Here is a 26,866-nt window from a genome sequence, read left to right on the forward strand (position 1 = left end):
TCGAGAAGTGATTCGATCCCGCCCGGCCGGGGCACTCCGGTAGCCATGACCTCTCGTGTACTCGTCACCGGTGCCAGCATCGCCGGACCGACCGTGGCGTTCTGGCTCGACAAGGCGGGCTACGAGGTCACCGTTCTCGAACGATCTCCGCAGCTCAGGCTCGGTGGCCAGAACATCGATGTTCGTGGGTCCGGCCGCGAGGTGCTGCGACGGATGGGCCTGGACGCGACCCTCCTCGCCAACGGCACCACCGAGAAGGGCACCCGATTCGTCGACGACGCCGACGCCACCATCGCTGCCTTCCCGGCCGGCGACGGAACCCACGACGGGCCGACAGCGGAGTTGGAAATTCTGCGCGGCGAGTTCGCGCGGATTCTGGTCGACTCGGCTGGTCCGCGAACCGAGTATCGGTACGGCGATCGTGTCGTCGGCGTGGCTCAGGATGCCGACGGCGTCGATGTCTCTTTCGCGTCCGAGCAGAACGAGCGATTCGATCTGGTCCTCTTTGCAGACGGAATCCGCTCCAGCAGCAGGGAACTGGCGTTTCCTGGAGAAGCCGAGACCACACCCGTCGGCCTGTACACGGCCTACGGCGTACTGCCGAAGGGCCCGAGCGACGACGGCTGGTGGCGCTGGTACAACGCCACCGGATCCAGAGTGGCCGGCCTGCGTCCGGACAACCTCGGCACGACGCGATTCAGCCTGTCGTGGGTGTCCGACGCCGGCGGATACGAGGGTGCGTCCAACGAGCAGGTCGTTGCTGCATTGCGGGCGCAGTTCGACGACGTCGGCTGGGAAGTGCCCCGAATCCTGAACTCACTCGGACCGGACTCGGAACTCTACGTCGACTACTTGGCGCAGGTGAAGGCCCCGCGCTGGTCCAACGGCAGGATCGGCATGCTCGGCGATGCCGCCTGGTGCGCAACGCCGTTGAGCGGCATGGGCACCACGTTGTCGGTCACCGGTGCCTACGTTCTCGCCGGCGAACTCGCCCGGGCCGGCGGTCATCGCGCCGGGTTCGAGGCCTTCGAGGCGCGCATGCGTCCGTTCGTCGAGCAGGCTCAGAAACTGCCGCCGGGCGTGCCTCGCGTCGCTCATCCCAAGACCGCGGTGGGGGTCGCGGCCTTCCGCGGCGTCCTACGCCTGGCCGGATCGAAGCCCGTGCAGGCCATGACCAGCAAGTTCCTCGGGCCCGACGCGGCAACGCTCGAATTGCCGAACTACACGTTCCAGGGTTAGAGCCCCACCCGCTCGAGCAAAGCGTCGAACGCCTCGCTGGCTTCCTGCTCGGAGCGGCCCGATTCGATGACGCCGTTGTACACCGCCAGCGCCTCCTGCTGGTACTGCTTGTATTTCTCGAGCCACTTCTCGGAGTCTGCCCGCCAGTACCCGATGATGTCGAAATACGCTATGTCGTAACCCAATTCCTTGCGAAAGTGCTTACGCACCCGGCGCGAGGACGACGCCTCGCCGGCGAACCACACGTAGCCGCGTCCCTCGGGTAGTGGGTAGGCCAGAGCAGCATCGTCGAGAACGCTTGCGCTGTCGCCGTTTCCGGAACCGATACGCCAATCGAACGTGACGTCTGCTGGGGTATCGAAGGATTGGATGTCGCCGCGTTCGAGCACCTCGACGATCGCGTGTGCCCGCATCCCCGCAGGTAGTTGCTCGATCAGTCGGCCGAGCGCAGGCAACCCGGTCATGTCGGCCACCAGCAGCAGCCATTCCACATCGGCGGGCGGTGAATACCAGGATCGCGGACGGGTGAACAGCACGGTCTGCCCAGGGGCGGCCTGCCGCGCCCAGGTGGCCGCGACGCCACCCTCGTGTGCGAAGAAGTCGATGGTCAGCTCACCGCGCTCCGGATCGACGCGACGGATGGTGTAGTTGCGGCCCTCGGGGGCATCGTCGAGACCGTGGAACCACCAGAGCCCGTCGACCTCGGTCATCGGCGGCGGCTTCGTTTCGCCTGCTCGCGGGAAGTAGACGCCGACGCATTCGTCGGGCACACCGAGTGTGCGATATTCGGCAACATGCTCGCCGCCGAACGTCACGCGCACCATATGCACCGTGAGCCGTTCCACCGCAACGACATCGGCGTAGTAGAAGCCTCGCGGTTGTTCACTCATCGTCGTCCTCGTCGGATTCTCGTCGGTTCGCACTGATGTCGGTGTATCTCCAGGCTAACCCGCACCTCGACGCCGCCTGCCCGACGGCTTCACCAGCGGAATCACCAACGGAGTGTGCGATTCGGGATCGTCGATGATGCGGCACGGCAGCCCGAACACTGCCTCGACCAACTCGGCGGTGACGACGTCGGCGGGTGAGCCCTCGGTGACCACCGCGCCGTCCTTCATCGCGATGATGTGGTCGGCGTACCGGCAGGCGTGGTTGAGGTCGTGCAGCACCGCAACGAGCGTTCGGCCGCCCTCGCGATTCAGGGTCGTCAGCAGGTCGAGAAGGTCGATCTGGTGGGCGATGTCCAGGAAGGTCGTCGGCTCGTCCAGCAGTAGCAGCGGTGTCTGCTGCGCCAGAACCATTGCCACCCATACTCGTTGTTGCTGTCCGCCGGACAGTTCGTCCACCGGCCGAGCCGACAGCGAGGTCACTCCGGTGGCCTCCATGGCCTGGACCACCGCGGCCTCGTCCGCAGTCGACCACTGCCGGATCAACTTCTGATGCGGATAGCGCCCTCGCGCAACGAGATCGGCCACCGAGATACCGTCGGGTGCGATGGAGGTCTGCGGGAGCAGGCCGAGGCGTCGGGCAACGTCTTTCGCCGGGTACGACGAGATCGCCTTCCCGTCCAGCACAACGGTTCCGTGCGAGGGCTTCAGCAGCCGCGAGAGTGCTCGCAGCAGAGTCGATTTGCCGCAGGCGTTCGGCCCGACGATGACGGTGAACTTGCCGTCGGGAATCTCGACGGTCAAGTTCTCACTGATGACGCTCCTGTCGTATCCGACCGTGATGTCGTCTGCGTGCAACCGAGGCTTTGTCACTGCTTCCTGCCTTCCCGCGCCAACAACCACACGAAATATGCGCCGCCGACGGATACCGTCACCACACCGACCGGCAGCTGAGTCGGAGCGAACATGCGCTGTGCAGCAACGTCACCGACCACGAGTAGAAGCGCCCCCATGCAGGCGGAGGGCAGCATGGCCACGCCCGAGGTGCCGGTGAGCCGTCGCGCCAATTGCGGCGCGGCGAGCGCGACGAACGAGATGGGTCCTGCGGCCGCAGTGACCAGCGCGATCAGCGCAACTCCCAACAGCACCAGCATCAGACGGGTCGGCTCGGCCCGCACCCCGAGCGCCCGCGCCGCGTCGTCCCCCATCTCCAACATCGGCATCCGCCGCGAGAGCACCGCCAAGCACGGGGCGATGACCACCAGCACCACCAGCACGGGCCCCACCTGCGACCACCCCAGCCCGTTGAGTGTGCCCGCACCCCACACGGCGGCCGCGATCGCGTCGGCGAGGTCGGCTCGGATGACGAGCCAGGTGTTGATCGAGGCCAGCACCGCGCTCACGGCGATACCGACGATGATCAACCGAAAGCCCTGCACTCCGCGTCGGTACGCGAGCAGGTAGACCACGGCGGCCGTCGCCAGTCCGCCGACGAGCGCGCCCACTCCGATCCGGTAGTAGCCACCACCGAGGGTGAGGATGACAACGAGTGCACCGGTGTACGAGCCGGTGGCGAAGCCGATGATGTCCGGACTGCCCAACGGATTTCGCGTCAGGGATTGAAAGACGGCGCCCGAGACGCCGAGAGCGGCTCCGAACAGGAACGCCAGCGCCACTCGGGGGAATCGCCATTCCATCACCACGATCTCGGTCACGCGCGGCGCATCGCCGAGCACCGCCTCGAGTACCTCGTTCGGCGGAATGTAGAGGTCGCCGGTGCCGACCGCCACAACGCAGACCACCATCGTCACGAGAAGCAGTGCCGTGCAGACACCGACCGTCCGGACATCGATTCGAGCGTCGACGCGATCTCGGAATCGGACGATTCGCAGTCTTCGGCCGAAATCGATGCCGCCGCTGGATTGTTCGCGAGTCACAGTCCACTCGCCTTCGTGCGGCGAACCAACACGATCAGCACCGGAGCGCCCAAAAACGCGGTCACGATGCCGACCGGCAGCTCCCCAGGTCTGAGCACGATGCGTCCGACCACATCCGAGAGCAGCAACAAGCCCGGTGCCGCGAACACCGAGTAGAGCAGAATCCAGCGCTGGTCCGGTCCGACGAACCACCGCACCATGTGCGGAATCATCAGTCCGAGAAATCCGATCGGCCCCACTGCCGCGGTGGCCGCACCGGCCAGCACCGTCACCGCTACGACACCGATGATCCGAGTACGCAGAACGTGTGCCCCCAACGACTGGGCGAGATCGTCGCCGAGTGCGATCGCGTTGAGTGGACGTGCGACGAGGGCGGCCAGTAGCAGTCCGAGTGCGATGAACGGGGTGATCTCGGATGCGATGTCCAGGCCACGACCGGCCAACGAACCTGCACTCCAGTACCGCATCCTGTCGAAAGCATCCGGATCGAGCAGCAGCATGCCCGAGGTGACGCCACCGAGCACCGCACCGAGCGCGATACCGGAGAGCGTCAAGCGAATCGGGGTCGCACCCGCTCGCCCCAGCGAGCCCAGCGCGTACACCGCGACCGTGGCCAGCACTGCCCCGGCGAAGGCGAACCAGATGTAGGAGCCGATTGCGGTGAAGCCCAGCACGCCGACGGCGATCGCGACGAAGAACGCGGCACCGGCGTTGACACCGAGAATTCCGGGGTCGGCCAGAGGATTTCGCGTCATCGCCTGAATCAGTGCACCGGCCACCCCCAATGCGATTCCCACGAGCAGGCCGAGAGCGGTTCGCGGAAGCCGTAATTCGCGGACGATCACGGAATCGGTTGAGCCGTCGGGGTGCAGCAGGACGTGCCACACCTCACCGATCGGGATGTACTCGGTTCCCACCGCGATGCTCACCAGGCAGAGCGCGGTAAGGACACCGACGACGACGAACAACCCCGCTGCCCGACGCGCATCGGTGCGAGCGAGACCACCCACGAAGCCCGGAACGTCTCGCTGTTCCGGCTTGTCGCCCGCGCCCGTCCGCACCCGATTCACACCACCGATCGCACCCTCGCGTTCACGGCGGACTTCACGATCTCACCGCTGCGCACAGCGATGTTGGACAGCAACGACGAGGTCAGACCATGCGTGTGCTCGGTGCCGCCCTGCAGATAGATCGATCCAACGCTCGGTTCACGCGTGACGAGCCGGTAGTCCCGCGTCACGCGAGGACCCCGAGAATCGAATTCGACGTCGTCGAGCAACGGACCGAGGATCTCGGGCAGATCGAGGGACGTGAAGCCGGTGGCATAGACGACAGCGTCGCACAGTATGTCCTCGGCCAGCCCGGTCGGGCCGTGCTCGACGGACGCACGAACACCCGACGGCTCCTCGGTTGCCTCGACCAACCGTGATGCTCCGTGGACGAACAAGCGGCGCTGACCGCTCACTCGCTCGGCATACTCGCGCGCGTACAGCTCTTCGATCAGAGGCAGATCGACGGCGGAATAGTTGGTGCCACGGTGATACTGCAACAGCTGATCGCGCAAATTGTGCGAGGACGAATAGAAGTCGTCGACGGCGGTCGGATCGAAGATGCGATTGGCGTACGGGCTGTCGTCCGCCGGGCTGTACCCGTACTTGCGCAGCACCGCGTGTACCGACGCGTCGCGGTAGGTCGAGTGTAGATAGTCGACCACCTCGGCGGCGCTCTGCCCCGCACCGACGACGACGAATGTGCGATGCGTCCGCGACGGCAACCGGTCGAGTTCGTCGAGAAGGCCATGGTTGTGGAACTGCCGCACCGACGCGCTGATCCCGTCGGGCAGGGTGGCGGTCAAGCCGCCGGCGAGCACGATGTTGCGGCCCCGCACTGTCCCGGTCCGCCGGCCCTCGGTGCGGACGCCGTAGCCGTCACCGGTGTCGACGATGTCGACCGCACGGGTGCCGTAGTGCACTCGTGCGTTCACCTTGCCTGCGGCCCAGGCCAGGTAGTCGTGGAACTCGAGCCGGCTCGGGAAGAAGGTCTGCAGGTTGATGAAATGATTGAGCCGACCCTGCTCCGACAGGTAGGCGAGAAATGTGTACTCGCTGCTGGCATTGCGCTGGGTCGCCAGGTCTTTGAGGAACGAGATCTGCATCGACGTGCCCGGCAACAGCATTCCGGGGTGCCAGGCGAATTCGTCCTTGGACTCGACGAAACGTGCCGTCAATCGCTCTGCCGCAGAGCAGGTTCGGTTGTGCTCCTCGATCGCGATGGCCAATCCCAGATTGGACGGCCCGAATCCGACTCCGACGATGTCGTACTCGCCGTCTTCCGAAAGATCGTATTCTCGCGAGTTGTCGACAGTCATCGTGCAAGCGCTCCTGACAGTATGTGGGTCCATGACCGCGTTTCTGCGCGCAGCGAAAGTGCTTGGGCATCCGCGCACGCCTTCGGTAGGCAACGCTAACCTAACCACCTCGGTGGCACAACGGCTTCGACGGTGTCGGGGCACACGTTCGGAGATCGAGCACGGTGATCCCCCAACCGACGAGAGTCGACGCCGTGATCGAAAGGCCGGCATCGGCTGCCACGGAGGCGAACTCGGTCTTCGTACGCACACCACTACCGTGCATGCAGAGCATCAGCAGGTCGAATTCGGACTGATCCTCGTCGAAGAAATCGTCGGCCGGCACTCGCTCGACCACGACCAATCTGCCGTTGTCGGCCAATCCCTTTGCCGCATTGCGCAACAGCAGCGCGAGGTCGTCGTCTCGATAGTGTCCGGTGACCTCGAGCAACAGGTACGCGTCGTATCCGCCCGCAGGGACCTCGTGCGGTTCGGACATCACACTCTGCGGGCACTCCGTGACCCGCCCGTCGATTCCCGACCAGTTGCGTAGGTCGCGTCGAACCAGTTCCAGCTCACTGGGCAACCCGACAACGCCGGCCGACACACCGTCGTAGCGCGCGAGGATGGAACCGAGCACCACCCCGGATGCCGCTCCGGTCACCAACAGGTTCGAGACCCCGTCGAGTGAATAGTCCTGGACCAGAGCAGGACCCAGGAACGCCGCCTCGTCGGCGATGTGGTTGTGGTGCAGTTCGGCCAGCCTGGGTGAGTCGGCGAGGTCCTGGCTCAACGTGTTGCCGGTCGACATGCTGGCGCTGGCAGTTCCGGTCCGCAGACTCTCGACGAGCCCGGTGATCGACAACTCCACCCGCGCCTCGATTCCGTCGAAGTCGAGCCAGTGCGAGATCCAATCGTCACCGAGCATCGCTTCGCCGACATCGGCGAGAATCAATCCGCCGTCGGTATCCTCGGTGAGCACCTCGACGGCACACAGATATCGGACGAATTTCGCCAATGCGCCTCTGTCGGTGCTGGTTACCGACGCCAGTGCGTCGACGGTACGCACCCCGCGAGAGACGTGCAGCGGGATCCGAAGGGTGTTGGCGGCCCTGATTGCGAAGGGCGAGAAAATCTCTGCTTGTTCGACGAGCTTGTCGAAAGGCTCGGAATCGGCGACGCTCAGATCCGGCACCTCAGGATCGTCTGCGCGGGTCGCAACCTCTGCGCGACGCCAATAGCCGGTGACATCGACCATCTCGGGAGGAAGTGCGCGATCCTCGCGCAGATACCGCCGAATACCCTTGAGGGCTGTCGATTCGCCTGCGACCCATGCGAATACCGTTCCGTCCCACCATGCCGATGCGCGGACCGCAGATTCGAGCAGATCACCGTTGCCGGCGGCCGCGCCGTCGCGGTGCACCCAGGTGACCTCCGCGGCGGCGGCCGTCGGCAGAGGGAGTTGCCGCTCGGCATCGGCCACTTCGACGAAGACCCGGATTCGGTCACCGGGGGAAGCCTCGTGGAGGTAGCGGGCGATGGCGGGCAACGCAGTCTCGTCACCGACGAGCAACACCCAGTCCACGCCGGACGGCGCGTGCCCCGATCGCACCGGACCGAGCAGCGCAATGGAATCACCCGGTGCGCAGCGACGCCCCCACGTCGAGGCGATTCCGGTGGCGTGGGTGACGAAATCGACGGTCAGTTGCGCGGTTTCGGAATCGATGCTGCGGACGGTGTAGTTGCGGGTCACCGGACGAGGGTCTTGTGGCCACTTCACCGTGCGTTCGCGTTGGACCGGCAACGCCATCGTGCCGTTGTCGTCGACTGGAAAGAACAGTCGAACGAAGTCGTCGAATCCTTCGCTGCGCAGCGCCGGAAAGTCGAACCCGTCACGCGAGAACTCTCGCAGCTGCGGCCCACCCAGCACGATCCTGCGCATTCCCGAACTCAGTTGCTGCGTGTCGATCACGGTGGCGCTGCGGATGACTTCGGGAAAGACGACCTGACGCCGATGGGACCTCGCCACGATGGATTACGCTCCTGTCGGCGGTCGGATCAGCCCTGGACGTTCTCGGCGGCGGTGTTCAGCGCCGATGCCACGTCGTCGAGGATGTACGGAATGGTCAGCACCGTCAGGCCACCGAACGCGAAGTTCTTGTCGGCACTGAGGCTTTCGGTGGATGCGGTGCGACCCTGCGCCAGCACGGGCTGCGAAGCCACGGCCGGTTCCACGAGGAAGGCACCGAGGGATTCCTTGTCATAGGCGACGACGAACAGCACATCCGACTTCAGCAGCGACGCCTGCTCGAGGCTGAGCTCGAAGTACACGGCATCCGGGTCCCCCGCCGGGTCGGCCTTTTGGATGGTGGGTTCGTTGACCAGACCGAGCTCCTCGAGGAACTCCACACGCACGTCGTTGTCCTTGCTCACAGCAAAGGTGCCGGGAGCGTTGGGGAGAGCGATGGTGACCGTCTTGCTCTGCAGCGCTGGGTATTTCGCGGCCGCGTCGGCGATGGAACCTTCGACACCGGCGACGAGACCTGCGGCCTCCTTCTCCTTACCGAGGGCCTTGCCCGCGATGGTGAGCTGGTCTTCCCACGAGGTCGTCCACGCCTTCTCCGGGAACGCGACGACCGGTGCGATATCGGAGAGCTTGTCGAATTCCTCCTGCGTCAGCCCTGAGTAGGGCGCGAAGATCAGATCCGGTGCGGCAGCGGCGAACTGCTCTACCGGGACCGCTCCGGTTCCGTCACCCGTGAGCAGTGTCGGTGTTTCACCGCCGAGGTCGGCGAGCGCTTCCGCGTCCCACTTCAGGATGCCGCGTTCATCTGCCCCGTACTGGGCGCCGTCGAAGGTCGGCATGGCGACGGGCACGACGCCGAGAGCCAGGATGGCGTCCTGGTTGGACCAGCCCCAGGTGGCGATGCGCTCGGGGGCCTCGGGGATCTTTGCGGATCCGAGAGCGGAGTCGATCGTGACCGGGAACGCCGATTCCTGCGCCGACGTGGTGGATTCGGGTGCCGGTGCCTCCTCGGTGCTGCAACCGGCTGCGAGAGCGACGGTGAGCCCTCCGGCGAGCGCAACCGCCGCGGCGCTCCTCATCCACTTCGTACGAACCTTCATCGTTGCTCGAACCCTCTCTCCCGACGTACCACCCGAACTGGGGTCGCACTGAAGATAGCACCGAAGTAGGTCAGGCTTACCTCAGGTGCCGGGCACGCTGCCCAGCGCATCGGGCTCACATCAGAGCGGCCGCGATCTCCGCAGCTTGCCGATCGAGTTCGTGCCGATGCGGCGACGACGGCCGTGCCCGCAGGCCGAAACCGTCGCCGATCATGCGTGGAATGACGTGTAGGTGCACGTGAAAGATCTCCTGACCCGCGACCGTGCCGTCGGCGAGAAAGAGGTTGATTCCGGCGACACGCGGATTGCTCGCGCGCACTGCGGCTGCCACCTTCTGCCCGACGACGAACAGATGAGCCCCGACCTCCGGCGGCAACTCCGCCAGCGTTCGGAACTGCTGCCGGGGCACCACCAACACATGCCCACTGGTGAGCGGCCTGATGTCCATGAACGCAATCGCAGTCTCGTCCTCGTGGACCCGAGACGCCTCGGCCGTTCCGGCAATGATCTCGGCAAAAATTGTGTAGGGATTCACAGCCACCGAGCCTAGGCGCTGGTCCTCTGAGGCTGCGGGGCCCGGACCCGGCGACTACTGTTTGCCGATGAGCATCGGCGGGGTTCTCTTCGACATCGACGGCGTCCTTGTCACGTCATGGCAGGCGGTACCGGGGGCGGCCGCCACGTTGAAGTACTTGGACAGCAACGACATTGCTCGCGCGTTTCTGACCAACACGACATCGAAGACGCGTGAGCAGATCGCCGCCGCGCTGCGCGACGTCGGACTGGACGTCCATTCCGACGAGATCGTCACGGCCGCGTCGCTCACCGCCGATCATCTGCGCGAGAACTATCCGGATGCGCGGGTGGTGCTGATCAACAACGGTGAGATCGCGGGCGACATGCCGGGCATCGAGTTCGTCGACGAGTCGTCCGAGGATCCCGATGTCGTGGTCGTCGGCGGTGCAGGCCCGGAGTTCACGCACGAGCGCCTCAGCCGCGTCTACGACTGGCTGTGCCGCGGCATACCCGTCGTCGCAATGCATCGATCGTTGATGTGGAGCACCGGAGCCGGACTGCGCATCGACACGGGCATGTACCTCGGAGGGATGGAGCAGGCGTCGGGACATACCGCGAAGGCCATCGGTAAGCCGGCACCACTGGGTTTCCGGACGGCGTCCGAGCGGATGGGCGTCGACCCGGACGACGTCGTGATGGTCGGGGACGACCTCGACAACGACGTCCTCGCCGCCCAGGTCGTCGGAATGACGGGGGTGTTGGTCAGGACCGGGAAGTTTCGTCAGGACGTGCTCGATCGACGCATCACCGACGAATTCGCGATGGAACCCGATCACGTGATCGACTCCGTCGCCGACCTCCCCGGGGTCCTGACCTGAACAGAACCCGGTCTGATCAAAGAATGGGCGACGGCGTGTACGACGCCCCGGCCGGGAACTTCGCGATCAACCGCTCCACTGCTGCGACAACAGCACTGACCTGGGCGTCTGCCGCACCGACGAAGGCCGTCTTGTCGGCCAGCGCAGCGTCGAGGGCGGCGCGATCGAGTGGGAGACGATCGTCGGCGGCCAGGCGGTCGAGCAGGTCGGGCTCGAGTCCCTGCTCGCGCATGGCCAGTGCCACGGCAACAGCATGTTCCTTGATCGCCTCGTGCGCAGTTTCGCGTCCGACGCCCGCGCGCACGGCTGCCATGAGCACCTTGGTCGTCGCGAGGAACGGCAGGTAGCGGTCGAGTTCCTTGGCGATGACGGCCGGGTACGCGCCGAATTCGTCGAGCACGGTCAGGAAGGTCTCGATGAGACCGTCGATGGCGAAGAAGGCGTCGGGCAGCGCGACTCGGCGCACCACGGAACAGAAGACGTCGCCCTCGTTCCACTGCGCGCCGGCGAGCTCGGCGGCCATCGAGCCGTAGCCGCGCAGCACCACCTGCAGGCCGTTGACGCGTTCGCACGAGCGGGTGTTCATCTTGTGCGGCATCGCCGACGAGCCCACCTGGCCGGGCTGGAAGCCCTCGGTGACGAGTTCGTGGCCTGCCATCAGGCGAACGGTGTGCGCAAACGAGGACGGTCCGGCACCGACCTGGACCAGCGCGGACACGACCTCGTGGTCGAGTGAGCGGGGGTAGACCTGGCCGACGCTGGTGAGGGTGTGCCGAAAGCCGAGGTGGTCGGCGACGATGCGTTCGAGGGCGACGAGCTTGGCGGAGTCGCCGCCGAACAGGTCCAGCATGTCCTGGGAGGTGCCCATCGGCCCCTTGATCCCGCGCAGTGGGTAGCGAGCGATCAGTTCCTGCACCCTGGAGAGCGCCAACAGCAGCTCGTCGGCGGCCGACGCGAAGCGCTTGCCCAGCGTGGTGGCCTGAGCTGCGACGTTGTGGCTACGGCCGGCCATGACCAGCGAGGAGTATTCGGCAGCGCGCTCGGCCAACCGCTTCGCGACGGCGACACCGTGCGCGTGGACGTGTTCGAGGGAGCGCAAGATCTGCAGCTGCTCGACGTTCTCGGTGAGGTCGCGGCTGGTGAGGCCCTTGTGAATGTGCTCGTGGCCGGCGAGGGCGTTGAACTCCTCGATCCGGGCCTTGACGTCATGCCGGGTGACGCGTTCACGCTCGGCGATCGACGCGAGGTCCACCTGATCGACGACGGCCTCGTAGTCGGCGATCGCGGCGTTGGGAACGTCGACACCGAGAGAGGACTGCGCGCGCAACACAGCGATCCACAGTTGACGCTCGAGGGAGATCTTGTGCTCCGGAGACCACAGCTCCACCAGTTCGGGACTCGCGTAACGGGTGGCCAGGACATTCGGGATGCTCACGAGCGTCCAGCTTACGTGGCGCAGTTGTCAGTTCGAGAAGACGACTGCACTGTTTCAGAAGTGGCTGCTCACCCGGCCGGCCGCGGCGGCTGCGGCACTGGCGTCGCGGGCTCGTGCTCGGATGCGGAACGACGCGAGTTCGGGCATCGAGACCATGGCCGTCGCGTGGAATAACCGCGGCGCATTCCGATGTTGCAGCCGCCGTGAGCCGAACAGTGAAGGTCGACATCTGGTCCGACATCGCATGCCCGTGGTGCTTCGTCGGAAAGCGCCGTTTCGAGGCAGGCGCTGCGCAGTTCACCGCCGGTGGCGGGACGCTCGAGGTGGAGTTCCACTCGTTCGAGCTGGCACCCGACACACCGGTCGATTTCGACGGCAGCGAGGTCGACTTTCTCGTCTCCCACAAAGGTATGCCGGCCGCCCAGGTCACGCAGATGTTGGCGCAGATGACCGAGCTGGCCGCAGGCGAGGGGCTCGCGTACGACTTCGACGCCTTGCAGCACACCAACACCGTCAAGGCACACGAGCTTCTGCACTTCGCCAAGTCGAAGGGCAAGCAGGTGGAGATGAAGGAACGGCTCCTGGCGGCCTACTTCGAGGAGGGCCGCCACGTCGGCCGCGCCGATGACCTCGCCGACCTGGCCGCGGAGGTCGGCCTCGACCATGACGAGGCGCTCGCGGCGCTGAAGTCCGAGGAGTTCCTGCCAGCAGTGCACGCGGACAAGGAGCAGGCCATCGCCTACGGGATCAGTGGTGTGCCGTTCTTCGTGATCGACGGACGGCTCGGTGTGTCCGGCGCGCAGGAGCCGTCGGTGTTCGCCGACGTTCTGCAGAAGGCCGCAACCGGCTCATGAGCGGTCCATTGGAGATGGTCGGCGACGACCACGGCCCTGTCTGCGAGGACGGTGTGTGCGAGGTGCCAGCGATCCACGACGCGGACTCCGGCGAGACCGACTAGAACGAGTGGGGCCGAACGCCTCGGCCCGGGAGCAGTCAATCGGCCGGCACCTGTTCCGCCGGTGCCACGATGTCGATGACGGCGAGCAGCATGCTTCGCGCCATTTCGCGAGGATCGGGATCCACTTCGCTGAGTGCGCCGACGACGGCCCCGTCGACCACTGCCACGAGTCTGCGAAGCTGCTCCTCCTGCACGGTTCGACCCGATCTGCGTAGGACGTCGGTGAGCAGGTCGTCGATTTGGGCGCGGAGCCGCAGTTGCACCTCCCGCAGTTCCGGATGGCGAGCGGAGGCGATGAACCGCTCGTATCGCGCGATCAACTGCTCGTGCCCGTCCTGTGGCCCGATGAGCAGGTCGACGATGAGGTCCACCGTCGATTCCATTTCGTTGGAGCATGTGCCCTCGACGTCGATGCGCCCCCGCATGACGTCGATCTCGCGGGTCCCGACCACATCGACCGCCGCGGCCACCAGGTCTCCGAGGGACTCGAAATAGTAGGTGGTCGACGCAAGCGGCAACCCGGCTCGTGCAGCCACCGATCGGTGCCGCACCGCGTCGAATCCGCCCTCGACGAGTAGGTCCGCTGCGGCCGACGCCAATGCCTGGCGGCGGCGCACCCCCTTCGGAGTCGCACCCGACACCTTGTGCTGCGACTCGGTCGGACCTGCGGACATTCAAGTCATCGTGCCAGCTCGAGGCCGTTCGTCGGACTGCTTTCGCGCTATGGAATTGTCAGTGTTCGTGGCACATCCAACGATCGACCTACGCTCGGACACCATCACCCGACCCGATTCGGTCATGCGAAAAGCAATGGCGGACGCCGAGGTGGGCGACGACGTCCTCGATCACGACCCGACGATGGCAGCCCTGGAAGAAGCTGTGGCAGGCATGCTCGGATTCGAGTCGGCACTGTGGGTCCCGTCGGGTTCGATGGGCAACATCATCGCGCTCATGCTGCATCTGCAGCGCGGCGATCGATTCCTGGCACCCGAGCATGCACACGTACTGGGATCCGAGCTCGGTACTGCCGCCTGGCTGGCAGGCGGGATGCCCGACGCGCTCCCCCACGACGGCGGCCCCGGCCGTCCCCTCGCGTCGACGGTGCGCGCAAAAGCCGGCGGTGCCGGTCCGTATTTCGCCTTACGGACGACGCTGCTCTCGCTCGAGAACACCCACAACTTCGCCGGCGGTAGCGTGTTCGGTCCGGACGAGTGGTCGGAATTGGTTGCGGCAGGACGTGACTCGGGGTTGAAGATCCATCTCGACGGTGCGCGGTTGTGGAATGCCGCTGTCGCGCTCGGTGTTCCGATCGCTTCGTTGGCCGTCGGTGCCGACACGGTGCAGGTGTGCCTGAGCAAGGGCCTCGGCGCACCCGTCGGTTCGATGCTGGTCTCCGATGCCGCACGAATTCACGAGGCCCGACGTGTCCGAAAGATGTTGGGCGGCGGCGTCCGTCAAGGTGGCGTCCTCGCTGCCGCCGGGCTCGTGGCGTTGGATCGCATCGGTGATCTGGCCGCCGATCACGCCAACGCGTCGACCCTCGCCCGTGGACTGCGTGAGCAGGGCTGGGAGGTCGCAGAACCGCACACGAACATCGTGCTCGCCGCTGTCGCCGATCCCGTACGGACAGTGACCGAGCTGGCCGATCTGGGCATCGCTGCCGTCACCGTCGCCGGCAAGGTGCGCTTCGTGACGCATCGCGACGTGTCCGCCGCCGACATCAACGAGGTACTGGAGCGGCTGCGCCGCACGTGAACGCAGCGCCTTCGTGTCGTTCCGCAGGCTCCACTCCTGCCTCGTAGCCTGCTACGAAGAAACACTCACCTGCGACGTAGTCGCTCCAACGCTTCTTCGACGTCGGACGTGGTGCCCGCGAACGAAAATCGCACGGTGTGATTGCCGCGCACAGTGTCGAAGTCGACACCCGGTGCCAATGCAACTCCGGTCTCGGAAAGCACTCGCGCACACCAACTCCGCGAGTCGTCCGTCAGGTGCGCGATGTCGGCGTACACGTAGAAGGCACCGTCGGCCGGTGCGAGATCGGTGATACCCATGGCCGGCAGACCGTCGAGCAGAATGCGGCGATTGACGGCGTAGCGCTCGACGTGTGAGTCCAGCTCTCGGCGCGATAGTTCGCTGAACGCCGCGATGGCCGCCACCTGCGAAATTGCAGGCGGACAGACGGTCATGTTCGAGGCCAATCGTTCGACGGCTCTGCGCAATCGAGCGGGCAGCAGCATCCAGCCCAACCGCCATCCTGTCATCGAGAAGTACTTCGACACCGATCCGATGGCGACCGATTCCTTCGACGTTTCCCAGGCGCTCGACGTGCGCGCGTCTCCGTAGGCGATGCCGTGGTAGATCTCGTCCGAGATCAGCAGAGTTCCGTGCTCGTCGCACCAGCGCGCAATGGCGGCCAGCTCGTCGGGGTCGATGATCGTTCCGGTGGGGTTGGCGGGGCTCGCGATGATGAGCCCGGCGGGCGGCTCGGGCAGTTCCTCGAGCATGGCAACGGTCGGCTGAAACCGCGTGCTCTCCAGACAATCGAGTTCGACGACGCGGCAGCCCAACGCCGCCAACGTGTTTCGATACGCCGGATATCCAGGCCTCGCCATGACGACGGTATCCCCGGCGTCGAACGCAGCGAGGAACAGCAACGTGAACGCGCCCGACGATCCGGTGGTGATCACCACGTCGTCGGCTCCGACCGTAATGCCGTATCGCGCGCTGTGATACTCGGCAATCGTCTGCCGCAGCGGGAGAATCCCCAACGTCTCGGTGTATCCCAGCAGATGCGCATCCAAGGCCTCGCGGGTTGCACGCAACACGGGCTCGGGCGCACGGGTGGACGGCTGACCGGCAGCGAGAGAAAGCACGTCACCGTGAGTGCGTGCCCGCTCGGCCGCCGCAGCGAACACATCCATCACATGAAACGGCTCGACCTTCGATCGCTGCGATTCACTGTGCATTGGCTCGACACTACTGACCTCACCGCCCACAATTCGCACTACCACACGGCATACCGTCGGAGCCTTCGCAAAGTGTGACCTGAGGTCGGTTATCCACAGGAATCAAGGCTATCCACAATTCGCGAATCTCTCTCCCGCGGCGAATATTTCGACGCAAGGCTGTGCGAATGACCGTATACACGCAACAACAACTACTCGATTCGGGACTGACCAGAGGAGCTATCACCTACCGCACCAAGACCGGAAAGTTGACGCGGATACTGCCTGCCATCTACTGCACCGGCGAGCCCGATTTCCGCGACCGGTGCGCCGCGGTCACGTTGTGGCAACCGAAAGCCGTGCTCAGTCACCTGACGGCTGCGTGGTGGTGGACCCTGCTCGACCACGAACCGGAGCAGGTTCATTTCACGATCGCTCGCTCGACGAAACGGGCTGGCCCGCCGTGGGTTCGCCAATACCGCCGAACCCTGATCGAGTCCAGCTACGTCGATCTGCTTCCCGTTGTGACGATCGAACAGTGCATCATCGACGCTGCAGCCATGTTGCCCAGGACTGCACTGGAGCGATTCTTCGACGCCGCACTCACGCACAAGGTCAGCTGGCGGGCGGTTGCGCTGCAGTGTGAGAAGTCTGCGGGGATGGCCGGGATTGCAGCGGTGAGAAAACAACTACGCGTGTGTTGTCCACGCACCTTGTCCGAGCCGGAGCGAATAGTGGCGCGCGCACTCACGGCGCGGGGCTACCACTTGGAAATCAACGCCGAGGTGGGCCGGTACTTTGCAGACCTGATGGACCGGAGATCACGGGTGATCGTGGAGATCGACGGCCGCGAGTTCCACACAGAGTCCAACGTGTTCACCAACGATCGAGTTCGGCAGAACTCTCTGCAGCTCGACGGTTGGTTGGTTCTGCGTTATTCGGCAGCGATGGTGATGAGCAACCTCGCGTACGTGGTGGACCAGATCATCGATACGGTGCGTCGACGCCGGAAGGCACTGACCTGAGCGCCCACAATTCGCTGCCACAATCGGGAAAAGGTGTTTCAGCACGAATAGTGGGCGCTGAGGTCACCTACAGTGAGATACGACCCTCCACTGCCGCCAAACCGATGTCGGTGCGGAAATGGCTGCCCGGCAATCGGATTCCCGCGATACGGGAGTAGGCGTCGTCGCGGGCGGCGGTGAGGTCGAATCCGGTGCCGACCACGCTCAGTACGCGTCCGCCCGCAGACACGACCACTCCACCCTTGACCGCAGTGCCTGCGTGCAGAACGCCTGCGCCCTCGGAGCCGATGATCTCGTCGCCGGTGCGCGGGCGACCGGGGTAGTTCTCGGCGGCGATGACGACGGTGACCGCCGCGCCGTCCTTCCAGCGCAGCGGCGGCAGTGACGCCAATGTGCCGGTGGCCGTCGCGTTCAGGACCGCACCGATTGGGGTGTCGAGCAGCGCCAGCACCGCCTGGGTCTCGGGATCGCCGAAGCGACAGTTGAATTCGACCACGGCAGGACCGTCTGCACCCATCGCGAGACCGGCGTACAGCAAGCCGGAGAACGGCACGCCGCGCTTCACCATCTCGGCGGCAACGGGTTCCACGACGTCGCGGACGATCTCCTCGACTGCGCCCTCGGGCAGCCACGGCAGCGGGGTGTACGCACCCATGCCGCCGGTGTTGGGTCCGGTGTCTCCGTCGCCGACGCGTTTGTGGTCCTGGGCGGGCAGCAGCGGCACCACGGTCTCGCCGTCGACGAGGCAGAAGAGGGAGACTTCGGGGCCGTCGAGGAATGATTCGAGCAGCACCGGGTGGCCGTTCTCGAGGAGTTCGGCGGCGTGATCGCGGGCGACGAGGCGGTCGGTGGTGACGACGACGCCCTTACCTGCGGCCAGACCGTCGTCCTTGACCACCCAGTTGGGGCCGAAACGGTCGAGGGCTGCGTCGAGCAGGGCGGGCGAGTCGACGATCTCACTGTGCGCGGTCCGCACTCCGGCCGCTGCCATGACGTCCTTGGCGAACGCCTTGGACCCTTCGATACGCGCGGCGTCGGCGGACGGGCCGAACGTGGCGATCCCCGCCTCGCGGAGTGCGTCGGCCACGCCGAGGACCAGCGGCACCTCGGGTCCGATGACGACCAGATCGGCGTCGACCTTCTTCGCGAGCGCGGTCACCGCCTCACCGGAGGCCACGTCGACAGCGTGCTGCTCGGCGATCTTCGCGGTGCCTGCGTTGCCGGGAGCAACGTAGAGCTGCTCGACCGACGGATCGGCATTCAACGCAAGTAGAAGGGCGTGCTCACGAGCACCGGAACCTATGACGAGTACGCGCACAGTGGATCAGACTATCTGCTCGACGCGAAAGCGCCCCGCACCTGTCACGATGCGGGGCTCTTTCGTGGTGGTCGTCTACCGGGTGAGGTCGTAGAACGTCACGTTGTCGACGGTGGTCGCGGTGAAGTTCTCGGCAACCCAGTCCGAAATCTCGGACGAGGTACCCGACTCCCGGCCCGGCATGCCGCCGCCTCCGATGAAGTAGTGGATCTGCCCGTCGGCGACGTACTGCTGGAATTCGGCGAGGGTCGGCGACGGATCGGTGCCGTTGAACCCGCCGATGGGCATGACGGGGTCCTCGGTGGCCAATTGGTAGCCCGCCGCGGTGTTGGCTCCGATGGCCGCTGCCACCCAGGTGTACGAGTCGGCGTTCTGCTCGAGCATCTCGGTGATCGCGGCGGTCGGCGTGCTGCCTTCGAGCAGACCACCCATACCCCCGCCCATCTCGGTGCCGGGAGCCCCGTCCTGACCCGGGAACCCTGCCGGTATCTGCATCCCGGCAGGCATCTGGACACCGGCCGGCAATTGCATCCCACCCGGCATCCCGCCCGGCATCCCGCCTTGACCTCGTCGGCCCTCACCCATGCCGCCGAATCCGCGCATCCCGGTATTGGGCCCGGCCGAGACGATGGATCCGGTGTGCGGGGTATCGATCGTGTCGACCGCGTAGGCCGTCGGGCCGGCCAGTCCGGCGAACATCACCACCAGGATCGACGCTGCCGCCAGCCGACCGCGAGTCAGCGCCGGGATCAGCAGCGCGACGACCGCGAGAACTCCGACGACGAGAATCGCCCACTTCAGCCACGGCACGAAACTCTCACTGCGGCGCAGCAACACCCACGACATCGCCACGGTCGACGCCACCGCGAGAGCCATGGCAATGCGCACCCAGTACCTCTCGCGTCGACGCCACAGCACCACGCTGCCGATCCCGACGAGAGCAGCCACCGCAGGTGAGAGCGCAACGGTGTAGTACGAGTGGAAGATTCCCGCCATGAAGCTGAACGTCAGACCGGTGACGAGCAGCCACAGACCCCACACGATCAACGACGCGCGCTGCACGTCGACCCGAGGAGCCCTGCCGCGCAACACGAGTCCGACCACGAGCAGGATCAGCGCAGCCGGGATGAGCCAGGCGATCTGGCCGCCCTGGGACGCGTCGAACATGCGGAGAATGCCGGTCTCTCCCCAGATGCCGCCGGGCATACCACCCGCGACGTCCCCACCCATACCCCGTCCGGGGGTGACGCTTCCGGTCTCGTCACCGCTGAGCCGGCCCAATCCGTTGTAGCCGAGCGTGAGTTCGAGGATCGAATTGTTCTGCGAACCACCGACCCACGGCCGCGAGGATGCCGGCCAGAATTCGACGATCAGCAGCCACCATCCGGCCGAGACGATCATCGCGCCCAGTGCTCCGAACAGCTGCCATAGTCGGGTGAGAAACTTCGGCGGCCCGGCGATCAGATAGGTCAGCGCCAGGGGCGGTACGACGAGCATCACCTGAAGTTGCTTGGTGAGGAAGCCGAATCCGACGAACATGCCGGTGATCAACAGCCACTTGGTCTTTCCGGTCTCGACGCCTCGCAGCAAAGCCCACACCGATGCGATCATCAGCAGCACGAGCAACGCGTCGGGATTGTTGAACCGGAACATCAGTGCGGCAACGGGAGTCAGAGCCAGTATCAGTCCGGCGAGCAGACCGGCCGCACCACCGAAGCGGCGCTTGACGGTGGCGCGCAGCAGGGCCACCGAGGCCACGCCGAGCAGAGCCTGGGGCACGAGCATCGCCCAGGTATCGAGTCCGAAGATGCGCACCGACAACGACATCAGCCACAGCGACATCGGGGGCTTGTCGACGGTGATCGAGTTGGCGGCATCGGAGGAACCGAAGAAGAAGGCCTTCCACGACACCGAACCCGCCTGTATCGCAGCGGAATAGAACGAGTTGGCCCAGCCGGACGCGCCGAGTCCCCAGATGTAGGCGACGCCGGTGCCGACCAGCAGAACGACCAATCCGATCCACTCCAACCGCGGGGAGGTCTCAGGGGTGGACGGCGCGTCCGCGGCGGGGCGTTCGATCAGGGCGGTCACCGCGCCTGCTCCGCACTACGGAAGACCCACCGCAGTGCGACGAATCGGCACACGGTGGCAACGAGATTGGCGACGATGAGGACGGCCAGCTCGACGTGTCGAGACACGTCGGGCACCCAGGCATGCAGCACGGCAAGAGATCCGCTGGTGACGAGCAGAGCGAAACCGAAGATCGCCAATCCCTGCAGTTGATGCTTGCCCGCTCCCTCCGATCCTCGGACGCCGAAGGTGAAGGCGCGGTTGGCGGCAGTGTTGAGCACTGCGGTGATCAACAGTCCGAAGAAGTTGGCGGCCTGCGCACCGATCAACGAGTGCAGAACGAGGTACAGCAGCGCGTAGGCGACGGTACTGGCGATGCCGATGATGCCGAATCGCACCATCTGGCTGATCATTCCGTGCGGCACACCGGGCACGAGCGGCTCCCGCCCCAAGCTTCGACGCAGTTCGGCGACCGGCAGCACACCGGTGGCCAGGGCCCGGCCGACGCGCCAGCACCCCTGCAGGTCCTTGACGGCGGTATCGACGATGTTGACGCTGCTGTTGGGGTCGTCGACCCAGTCGACGGGTACCTCGTGGATACGCAGGCCGACTTTCTCTGCGATTACGAGCAATTCGGTGTCGAAGAACCATCCGGTGTCCTCGACCAGCGGCAGCAGTTGCCGGGCGACGTCGGTACGCATTGCCTTGAAGCCACACTGTGCATCGGAGAAACGTGCACGCAGTGAGGTACGCAGGATGAGATTGTAACTGCGCGAGATGAATTCACGTTTCGCACCGCGGACCACCCGAGACGATCGGCTCAGTCGAGATCCGATGGCGAGGTCCGAGTGACCGGACATCAGCGGTGCGATCAGCGGCATCAGGGCATTGAGGTCGGTGGAGAGATCGACGTCCATGTAGGCCACCACATCGGCGTCGGACGCGAGCCACACCGCTTTGAGCGCGCGCCCGCGACCCTTCTCGTCCAGGTGATGGACCTGCACTCCGTCGATCTCGTCCGCGAGCCGTTGCGCGACGGCGAGGGTGCCGTCGGTACTGGCGTTGTCGGCGATCGTGATTCGCGACGGAAATGGGATCCGGTGCTCGAGATGCTCGTGGAGACGACGAATGCACTGTTCGAGGTCTGCCTCTTCGTTGTAGACCGGGATGACCACCTCGAGCGTGGCCGTGGCGTTCGAGCCGGGCCGCTGGCCTGCTGCTCGTGCGAGGGAATTCGTTGTCATGGGGACAAGAGTCGGCCCTGGACCTGCGCCCAGCCTGGGACCAGTCTGGCAATGTGCTGGGAGGACAGGAGCGGAGCCTGCGGAGTGACCACGGGGCCGGCCGGTAGGGCATCCTGTTCCCATGGCTTCCATTTTCAGCAAGATCATCGCCGGCGAGATTCCGGGACGGTTCGTCTGGCAGGACGACGACGTGGTCGCATTTCTGACGATCGCACCGGTCACGCAGGGGCACACGCTGGTGGTTCCGCGCGAGGAAATCGACCAGTGGCAGGACGTCGACGGTGCCGCGTTCGGCAAGGTCACGGCCGTCGCGCGCGTGATCGGCCAGGCCGTCCGGACTGCATTCGATGCGCCTCGCGCCGGACTGCTGATTGCCGGGCTCGAGGTGCCGCACCTTCATCTGCACGTGTTCCCGGCCTACGATATGGGCAACTTCGACATCTCCGGTGCCGATCCAAATCCCTCCGCGGAGTCCCAGGACGAGGCCGCGGCGAAGCTGCGGACGGCGTTGCGCAATCTCGGATACGAGGCATACGTGCCGAACTGACGGCGCTCAGCGCAGCGGCGTCAACAGTCGTCGACGCGTTCGCAGGTGCATCGACACCTCGTCGGATCGGGTGTGGGGGTCGTAGCCCGGGCCGATGTCGGTGTCGATGTCGTGCGGCCCTGGCGCAACGCCGCATTCGGGGCACATCCCCAGTGGTCCGAGGTCGGTTCCACAGGGCGCGTGCAGGAATTTTCGACGCTTCCCTGCGGGTTTCGCGGTCTGTTCCTCACCCCAGTAACTCAGGGCGAAGACCGCGGGCCACAGCCCTTCGAGGGCGGCCGTCGGAACATAGTCGTCGTGCCCGCCCTCGAAGGCCCGGGCTCGTCGTTCGAGCAGCCCGGCGTCGACCAGCGCGCCGAGTCGTTGAGCCAAGACCGCTTTGGAGATGTCGAGGTGGACCTGGAAGTCGCCGAATCGCCGGACGCCGAAGAAGCAGTCGCGAACGATGAGCATGGTCCACCGCTCCCCGACGAGTTCGAGGGCACGGGCCAAGGAGCAATCCTGGCGGGCGTAGTCGGTTCCGAGTGCCATGGCGCGATAGTACAGTCTGTTGACCGAACCAAGTTGCGCGTTTACAGTTCGATCACCAGACCACAAGGACGACGATGACCGACACTGCACCCTCGACCACCAGCACCACGAACAGCACCCGCGCATTGACCATCGCAGCGCTCGGCACTCTGCTGACCCTGATGGCGTTCACCGCACCGCTCGCGACGATCAACAGCACCGCGGCCGATCTGATGTCGGATACAGCGGGCCGCACCTGGATTCTCAGCTCGATGAGCATCGGACTCGCCGCAGCCCTGCTCACCACCGGCACCGTGGCCGACGACTTCGGACGCCGCCGCACCTTCGCACTCGGGGCCGCAGTGCTCGCCGTCGGCGCGATCGTCTGCGCTGTCTCCCCGAACACGCTGATCTTCGTGCTGGCGCGCATTCTGCAAGGACTCGGCGGCGCGGCCGTCATCGCATCGAGCCTGGGCATCATCGCGCACACCCACCCGGCCGGCCCTGTGCGCGCCAAGGCCAGCGGAGTCTGGGGTGCGAGCGTGGGAGCCGGCATTGCCCTCGGCCCACTGTTGGCCGCTGCGCTGGATCGCGTGGCGAGTTGGCGTGAGGCGTACGTAGTTCTCGCCGTCGCCACGGTGGCTCTGGCCGTCGCCGCGCACCGGCTCGTCGAAGAATCCAGGTCCGACGCCCCGCGCGGCCTCGATCCGATCGGTGCCCTGCTGTTGGCGACGGGGATCGGCGCACTGCTGGCCGCGTTGGTCGAGGGCAGGCAGGGCTGGACGGCCGTTACCCCGATCGTTCTCTTCGTTCTGGCGGTCCTGTTGTTGGCTGCGTTCGTGATCCTCGAATTGCGCAGTGCAACAGCGATGCTCGATCTCACGCTCTTCCGGCACCCACCGTTTCTCGCCGCCACGGTTGCCGCGCTGGCCACCGGTGGCGGGATCATCGCGTTGATGTCGTACATGCCGGGGTTTGTCGGAACCGTACTCGGAATCGACGCGCTCGGTGCCGCGCTACTGCTGTTCGGGTGGTCCGCCACTTCCGTTGTCACGGCATTGCTGGCACGCCGACTCCCCGCGTCCGTGAGCGGTAGGACGCAACTCGCCATCGGTCTGGTGGGCGTCGCGATCGGCATGTTGATGCTCACGGGATTGTCCGAGACCGCATCCTGGCCGCGCCTGCTGCCCGGGCTGCTCGTGGCAGGAATTGCCAGCGGGGTGCTCAACGCCGCTCTCGGACGCGAGGCCGTGGCCAGCGTGCCCGCCGGTCGCGGCGGCATGGGCAGCGGGGCCAACAACACCGCGCGCTACGTGGGATCCGCAGTGGGTGTCACCGTCGTTGCTGTGGTCGCCGTACCGGCAAGCGATCACGGTGCGACGGCGTTGACGGCGGGTTGGAACACTGCAGCTCTGGTCACCGCGGCGATATCCGTGATCGGAGCCGTTGTCGTGGCCGCCTCACGCTCCCGGCGGTAGCGAGTACTCCTGCTCCGGTCTTCCGGTCGACCCGTAGCGCAGCTGCATACGAAGCCGCCCCTTCGACACCAGGGTTGCCAGGTAGCGCTGCGCCGTCGCTCTCGAAATCCCTATGGCAGCGGCAACTTCACCCGCAGACATCGGCTCGGCCGTGGTGCGCACCGCGTCGAGCACCAGATCGCGGGTGACGGACTGCGAGGACGGCAGCGGTGCCGCAGCGCGCGGGCGCAACGCGTCGAGTCCGCTGTCGATGTCGACCTGGCTCAGCTCGTCCGTACGGTCCAGAGCGCCGCGGTACGTCAGGTATCCGGTGAGCCGGTCGATCAGTGCCGAACGGGGAAACGGCTTGATCAGATACGTCCAGGCACCCGCGGCGATCGCCGAACGCACCGTGTGTTGATCCGCCGCGGCAGAGAGCACCACTGCGTCGCAGTGCAATTCGCGTACCAGGTCGATTCCCGAGCCGTCGGGCAGATAGACATCGACCAGCGCCAGATCGAACGACTGCGTCGACGCCAATTCGCGAGCCTGGGCGATGCTGGTCGCCACGGCGGCAACCTCGTACCGATCGAGCGAATTCACCAGCACCGCATGCAGATCCGCGACCCTGAAGTCGTCGTCCACGACGAGAACCCTCATTGCGTCAACTCCTGAATCAGTAGTGCGTCGGGAATGGAGGCGATGAACACCGCGCCTCCGCGTTCGTTGTCCACCGTGACTTGCCCACCTACATCGGCCAACGTCACGTCACCGCCGTGAGTACGCGCGATCTGCCGACTCAGCGCCAATCCCACTCCTCGTCCTCCGGGCGCGTCTGCCGTCGACTTGGTCGAGACCCCCTCCACGAAGACCTGCTCGGGTGCCAACTCGACGCCGTCGCCCGAATCGACGACCACGATGTGCAAGGTCGAATTCTCCTGCACCAGTTCCACTTCCACCTCGGCGGGTCGGCGCGCCCCGACCCGAGCCGCGTCGATCGCATTGTCTACGAGGTTGCCCAGCACGGTGGTGACGTCCACCGGTCCGGCCAGTTCACCACCGACCCAGGTGTTCTCCCCCAGCACCAGGCGCACGCCACTTTCGCGGGCGTGCGCGGCCTTGGCGGCGAGAAAGGAGCGCAGGTAGGCGTCGGACACTGCGTCCATCCCTTCGACCGATTCCGATCTCGGTCCCACGCCCAGAATTTCGTCGATGTACTGCGACGCTCGATCGGGGTGACCCTCGTGCAGCAATCCGCTGACCAGATGCATTCGGTTGGCGAACTCGTGCCGCTGGGCGCGCAACACCGCAGACATCGATCGAACCGCATCGAGCTGACGGGTCAGTGTCTCCACGTCCGTTCGATCGCGCACGGTCAGCACCGTACCCAGATCGAGATTGTCGCGCAGCACTTTTCGGGCCGACGCGATCACGACGACGTCGTCCACGGTCGCGAGCACCGGATCGGCCGTGGCGGATCGGACGACCTCGAGCAGCCGTGGAGTCAGACCGATGTTCTCCACGCGCATCCCCGGCTTGCCGTCGATCGAGAGCAACGCACGCGCCTCGTCGTTGACGACCGTGACGACGCCGTCCGGGTCGGTGGCGACCACTCCCTCGCCGATACCGTGCAACACGGCCTCCTGCTCACGGACCAGTTCGGCGAGTTCCTCCGGTTCGAGCCCCAGCGTCAGTCGCTTCCACCTGCGCGCCAACAGGGTCGAGCCGGCCAGTCCGAGCAACAACACGGCACCGGTCACCAACCCGCCGTTGACAAGATCCTTCACCAGCTCGCCGCGCACCGCCGTCGTCGAAATGCCGACACTCACTTCGCCGACCACCACATCGGTCGAACCGAGAGCCAGCACAGGCACTTTCGCGCGAACCGAGTCCCCGAGCGTGCCGCGTTCCTGCTCGACCACCTCGTTGCCCGCCAACGCGCCCGACGGATCGGTACTCACTCGCTGCCCCAGCACTGTCGGATCGGGGTGCGCCAGCCGCAGACCCCGATCGTCGGTGATGACGACGAACAACGCATCGGTGCGATCTCGGGCACCCTCACCCGCACGCTGCAGAGCGCCACCCGCCAACACTCCGGCAGGCGCGGCATCGGTGCCCGCGGTGTCTGCTGCGGAGAACTGCTCGACGAGCGAGCGCACCTCCGGATCCGACGCCACCGTCCGCGCGATGGCGAGCGCACGCTCGCCGTACTCCTCGCTGGCCTGCCTGCCACTACTGATCGCGAACACCCCGAACGCCACTGCCAGGGCCACCGCGACCAGCGCTGCCTGCAACAACAGCACCTGGGTCCTCAATCGCATCCAACAAGGCTATGCGCGGGGCAGGCTCGAGCACAATGCGCAAAAGGCTCTTTACGTTGCTTGCGCGGGTAGTGCGCACAACAGCGATCATGTGACGCCGGTT

At 65.7% G+C, this 26,866-nt stretch carries 24 protein-coding genes; 7 read left to right on the forward strand and 17 right to left on the reverse strand.

Features of this window, described 5'->3' with window-relative positions:
* The first annotated feature begins 45 nt into the window (after window positions 1–45).
* On the forward strand, window positions 46–1,239 hold the full coding sequence (locus tag ACNEOT_RS17540) for an FAD-dependent monooxygenase (RefSeq protein ID WP_415975561.1): 1,194 nt from the start codon (window positions 46–48) through the stop codon (window positions 1,237–1,239).
* On the opposite strand, the gene ACNEOT_RS17545 is transcribed toward ACNEOT_RS17540, so the two are convergent.
* The 8 genes from ACNEOT_RS17545 to ACNEOT_RS17580 form a co-directional block, all read right to left on the reverse strand.
* A complete protein-coding gene (locus tag ACNEOT_RS17545; protein ID WP_415975563.1) occupies window positions 1,236–2,129 on the reverse strand; it encodes a siderophore-interacting protein in 894 nt (297 codons plus the stop codon). The genes ACNEOT_RS17540 and ACNEOT_RS17545 overlap by 4 nt on opposite strands.
* Before the next feature lie 54 nt (window positions 2,130–2,183).
* Window positions 2,184–2,999 (reverse strand): ABC transporter ATP-binding protein, encoded by an 816-nt coding sequence (locus ACNEOT_RS17550; RefSeq protein ID WP_415975564.1) that lies wholly within the window; start codon window positions 2,997–2,999, stop codon window positions 2,184–2,186.
* The gene (locus ACNEOT_RS17555; RefSeq protein ID WP_415975565.1) at window positions 2,996–4,063 is read right to left on the reverse strand and encodes a FecCD family ABC transporter permease; all 1,068 of its coding nucleotides are present in this window, start codon (window positions 4,061–4,063) and stop codon (window positions 2,996–2,998) included. Before ACNEOT_RS17555 ends, ACNEOT_RS17550 begins: the two co-directional genes overlap by 4 nt.
* Window positions 4,060–5,124 (reverse strand): FecCD family ABC transporter permease, encoded by a 1,065-nt coding sequence (locus tag ACNEOT_RS17560; protein WP_415976348.1) that lies wholly within the window; start codon window positions 5,122–5,124, stop codon window positions 4,060–4,062. Before ACNEOT_RS17560 ends, ACNEOT_RS17555 begins: the two co-directional genes overlap by 4 nt.
* 5 nt (window positions 5,125–5,129) lie before the next feature.
* Window positions 5,130–6,431: a lysine N(6)-hydroxylase/L-ornithine N(5)-oxygenase family protein gene (locus ACNEOT_RS17565; protein WP_415975566.1), complete on the reverse strand. Its 1,302-nt coding sequence runs from the start codon at window positions 6,429–6,431 to the stop codon at window positions 5,130–5,132.
* A gap of 100 nt (window positions 6,432–6,531) precedes the next feature.
* The gene (locus ACNEOT_RS17570; protein WP_415975568.1) at window positions 6,532–8,439 is read right to left on the reverse strand and encodes an SIP domain-containing protein; all 1,908 of its coding nucleotides are present in this window, start codon (window positions 8,437–8,439) and stop codon (window positions 6,532–6,534) included.
* Window positions 8,440–8,468: 29 nt separating this feature from the next.
* Complete coding sequence (locus tag ACNEOT_RS17575; RefSeq protein WP_415975570.1) at window positions 8,469–9,536, reverse strand: ABC transporter substrate-binding protein; 1,068 nt, start codon at window positions 9,534–9,536, stop codon at window positions 8,469–8,471.
* A 115-nt stretch (window positions 9,537–9,651) separates the two neighbouring features.
* A complete protein-coding gene (locus ACNEOT_RS17580) occupies window positions 9,652–10,071 on the reverse strand; it encodes an HIT family protein (protein ID WP_415975573.1) in 420 nt (139 codons plus the stop codon).
* A 67-nt stretch (window positions 10,072–10,138) separates the two neighbouring features.
* Here ACNEOT_RS17580 and ACNEOT_RS17585 point away from each other — a divergent pair, with 67 nt between their 5' ends.
* Window positions 10,139–10,930, forward strand: a complete 792-nt coding sequence (locus ACNEOT_RS17585; protein WP_415975575.1) for an HAD-IIA family hydrolase — start codon at window positions 10,139–10,141, stop codon at window positions 10,928–10,930.
* A 16-nt stretch (window positions 10,931–10,946) separates the two neighbouring features.
* Here the strand turns inward: ACNEOT_RS17585 and purB are convergent, their stop codons facing one another.
* The gene (gene purB / locus ACNEOT_RS17590; RefSeq protein ID WP_415975578.1) at window positions 10,947–12,365 is read right to left on the reverse strand and encodes an adenylosuccinate lyase; all 1,419 of its coding nucleotides are present in this window, start codon (window positions 12,363–12,365) and stop codon (window positions 10,947–10,949) included.
* A gap of 203 nt (window positions 12,366–12,568) precedes the next feature.
* On the opposite strand from purB, the gene ACNEOT_RS17595 reads away from it, so the two are divergent.
* Window positions 12,569–13,219, forward strand: coding sequence for a DsbA family oxidoreductase (locus tag ACNEOT_RS17595; RefSeq protein ID WP_415975579.1), 651 nt, complete (start codon window positions 12,569–12,571; stop codon window positions 13,217–13,219).
* 139 nt (window positions 13,220–13,358) lie between these two features.
* Here the strand turns inward: ACNEOT_RS17595 and ACNEOT_RS17600 are convergent, their stop codons facing one another.
* A complete protein-coding gene (locus ACNEOT_RS17600) occupies window positions 13,359–13,997 on the reverse strand; it encodes a TetR/AcrR family transcriptional regulator (RefSeq protein ID WP_415975580.1) in 639 nt (212 codons plus the stop codon).
* 49 nt (window positions 13,998–14,046) lie between these two features.
* On the opposite strand from ACNEOT_RS17600, the gene ACNEOT_RS17605 reads away from it, so the two are divergent.
* Window positions 14,047–15,078, forward strand: coding sequence for a threonine aldolase family protein (locus tag ACNEOT_RS17605; RefSeq protein ID WP_415975581.1), 1,032 nt, complete (start codon window positions 14,047–14,049; stop codon window positions 15,076–15,078).
* Window positions 15,079–15,143: 65 nt separating this feature from the next.
* Here the strand turns inward: ACNEOT_RS17605 and ACNEOT_RS17610 are convergent, their stop codons facing one another.
* Window positions 15,144–16,292, reverse strand: a complete 1,149-nt coding sequence (locus ACNEOT_RS17610) for a pyridoxal phosphate-dependent aminotransferase (RefSeq protein ID WP_415975582.1) — start codon at window positions 16,290–16,292, stop codon at window positions 15,144–15,146.
* Window positions 16,293–16,459: 167 nt separating this feature from the next.
* Here ACNEOT_RS17610 and ACNEOT_RS17615 point away from each other — a divergent pair, with 167 nt between their 5' ends.
* Complete coding sequence (locus ACNEOT_RS17615; protein ID WP_415975583.1) at window positions 16,460–17,296, forward strand: DUF559 domain-containing protein; 837 nt, start codon at window positions 16,460–16,462, stop codon at window positions 17,294–17,296.
* Between the two features lie 67 nt (window positions 17,297–17,363).
* On the opposite strand, the gene purD is transcribed toward ACNEOT_RS17615, so the two are convergent.
* From purD to ACNEOT_RS17630, 3 genes are all read right to left on the reverse strand, one after another.
* On the reverse strand, window positions 17,364–18,614 hold the full coding sequence (gene purD / locus ACNEOT_RS17620) for a phosphoribosylamine--glycine ligase (RefSeq protein ID WP_415975585.1): 1,251 nt from the start codon (window positions 18,612–18,614) through the stop codon (window positions 17,364–17,366).
* Window positions 18,615–18,689: 75 nt separating this feature from the next.
* Window positions 18,690–20,705: an ArnT family glycosyltransferase gene (locus ACNEOT_RS17625; RefSeq protein ID WP_415975586.1), complete on the reverse strand. Its 2,016-nt coding sequence runs from the start codon at window positions 20,703–20,705 to the stop codon at window positions 18,690–18,692.
* Entirely contained in the window at window positions 20,702–21,928 is a 1,227-nt protein-coding gene (locus ACNEOT_RS17630) for a glycosyltransferase (protein ID WP_415975587.1), read from the reverse strand. The genes ACNEOT_RS17625 and ACNEOT_RS17630 overlap by 4 nt, the downstream gene beginning before the upstream one ends.
* A gap of 121 nt (window positions 21,929–22,049) precedes the next feature.
* On the opposite strand from ACNEOT_RS17630, the gene ACNEOT_RS17635 reads away from it, so the two are divergent.
* Window positions 22,050–22,475, forward strand: a complete 426-nt coding sequence (locus ACNEOT_RS17635) for an HIT family protein (protein ID WP_415975589.1) — start codon at window positions 22,050–22,052, stop codon at window positions 22,473–22,475.
* Between the two features lie 6 nt (window positions 22,476–22,481).
* On the opposite strand, the gene ACNEOT_RS17640 is transcribed toward ACNEOT_RS17635, so the two are convergent.
* Window positions 22,482–23,006 (reverse strand): winged helix-turn-helix transcriptional regulator, encoded by a 525-nt coding sequence (locus ACNEOT_RS17640; protein ID WP_415975591.1) that lies wholly within the window; start codon window positions 23,004–23,006, stop codon window positions 22,482–22,484.
* A gap of 74 nt (window positions 23,007–23,080) precedes the next feature.
* Between ACNEOT_RS17640 and ACNEOT_RS17645 the strand changes: the two genes are divergently transcribed.
* Window positions 23,081–24,463: an MFS transporter gene (locus ACNEOT_RS17645; protein WP_415975592.1), complete on the forward strand. Its 1,383-nt coding sequence runs from the start codon at window positions 23,081–23,083 to the stop codon at window positions 24,461–24,463.
* Here the strand turns inward: ACNEOT_RS17645 and ACNEOT_RS17650 are convergent.
* Both ACNEOT_RS17650 and ACNEOT_RS17655 read right to left on the reverse strand, forming a co-directional pair.
* Entirely contained in the window at window positions 24,446–25,102 is a 657-nt protein-coding gene (locus ACNEOT_RS17650; RefSeq protein ID WP_415975593.1) for a response regulator, read from the reverse strand. The genes ACNEOT_RS17645 and ACNEOT_RS17650 overlap by 18 nt on opposite strands.
* Complete coding sequence (locus ACNEOT_RS17655; protein ID WP_415975594.1) at window positions 25,099–26,763, reverse strand: ATP-binding protein; 1,665 nt, start codon at window positions 26,761–26,763, stop codon at window positions 25,099–25,101. Before ACNEOT_RS17655 ends, ACNEOT_RS17650 begins: the two co-directional genes overlap by 4 nt.
* Between the last annotated feature and the right edge of the window lie 103 nt (window positions 26,764–26,866).

The sequence above is a fragment of the Rhodococcus sp. 077-4 genome (assembly GCF_047782425.1).
Classification (GTDB): Bacteria; Actinomycetota; Actinomycetes; order Mycobacteriales; family Mycobacteriaceae; genus Rhodococcoides.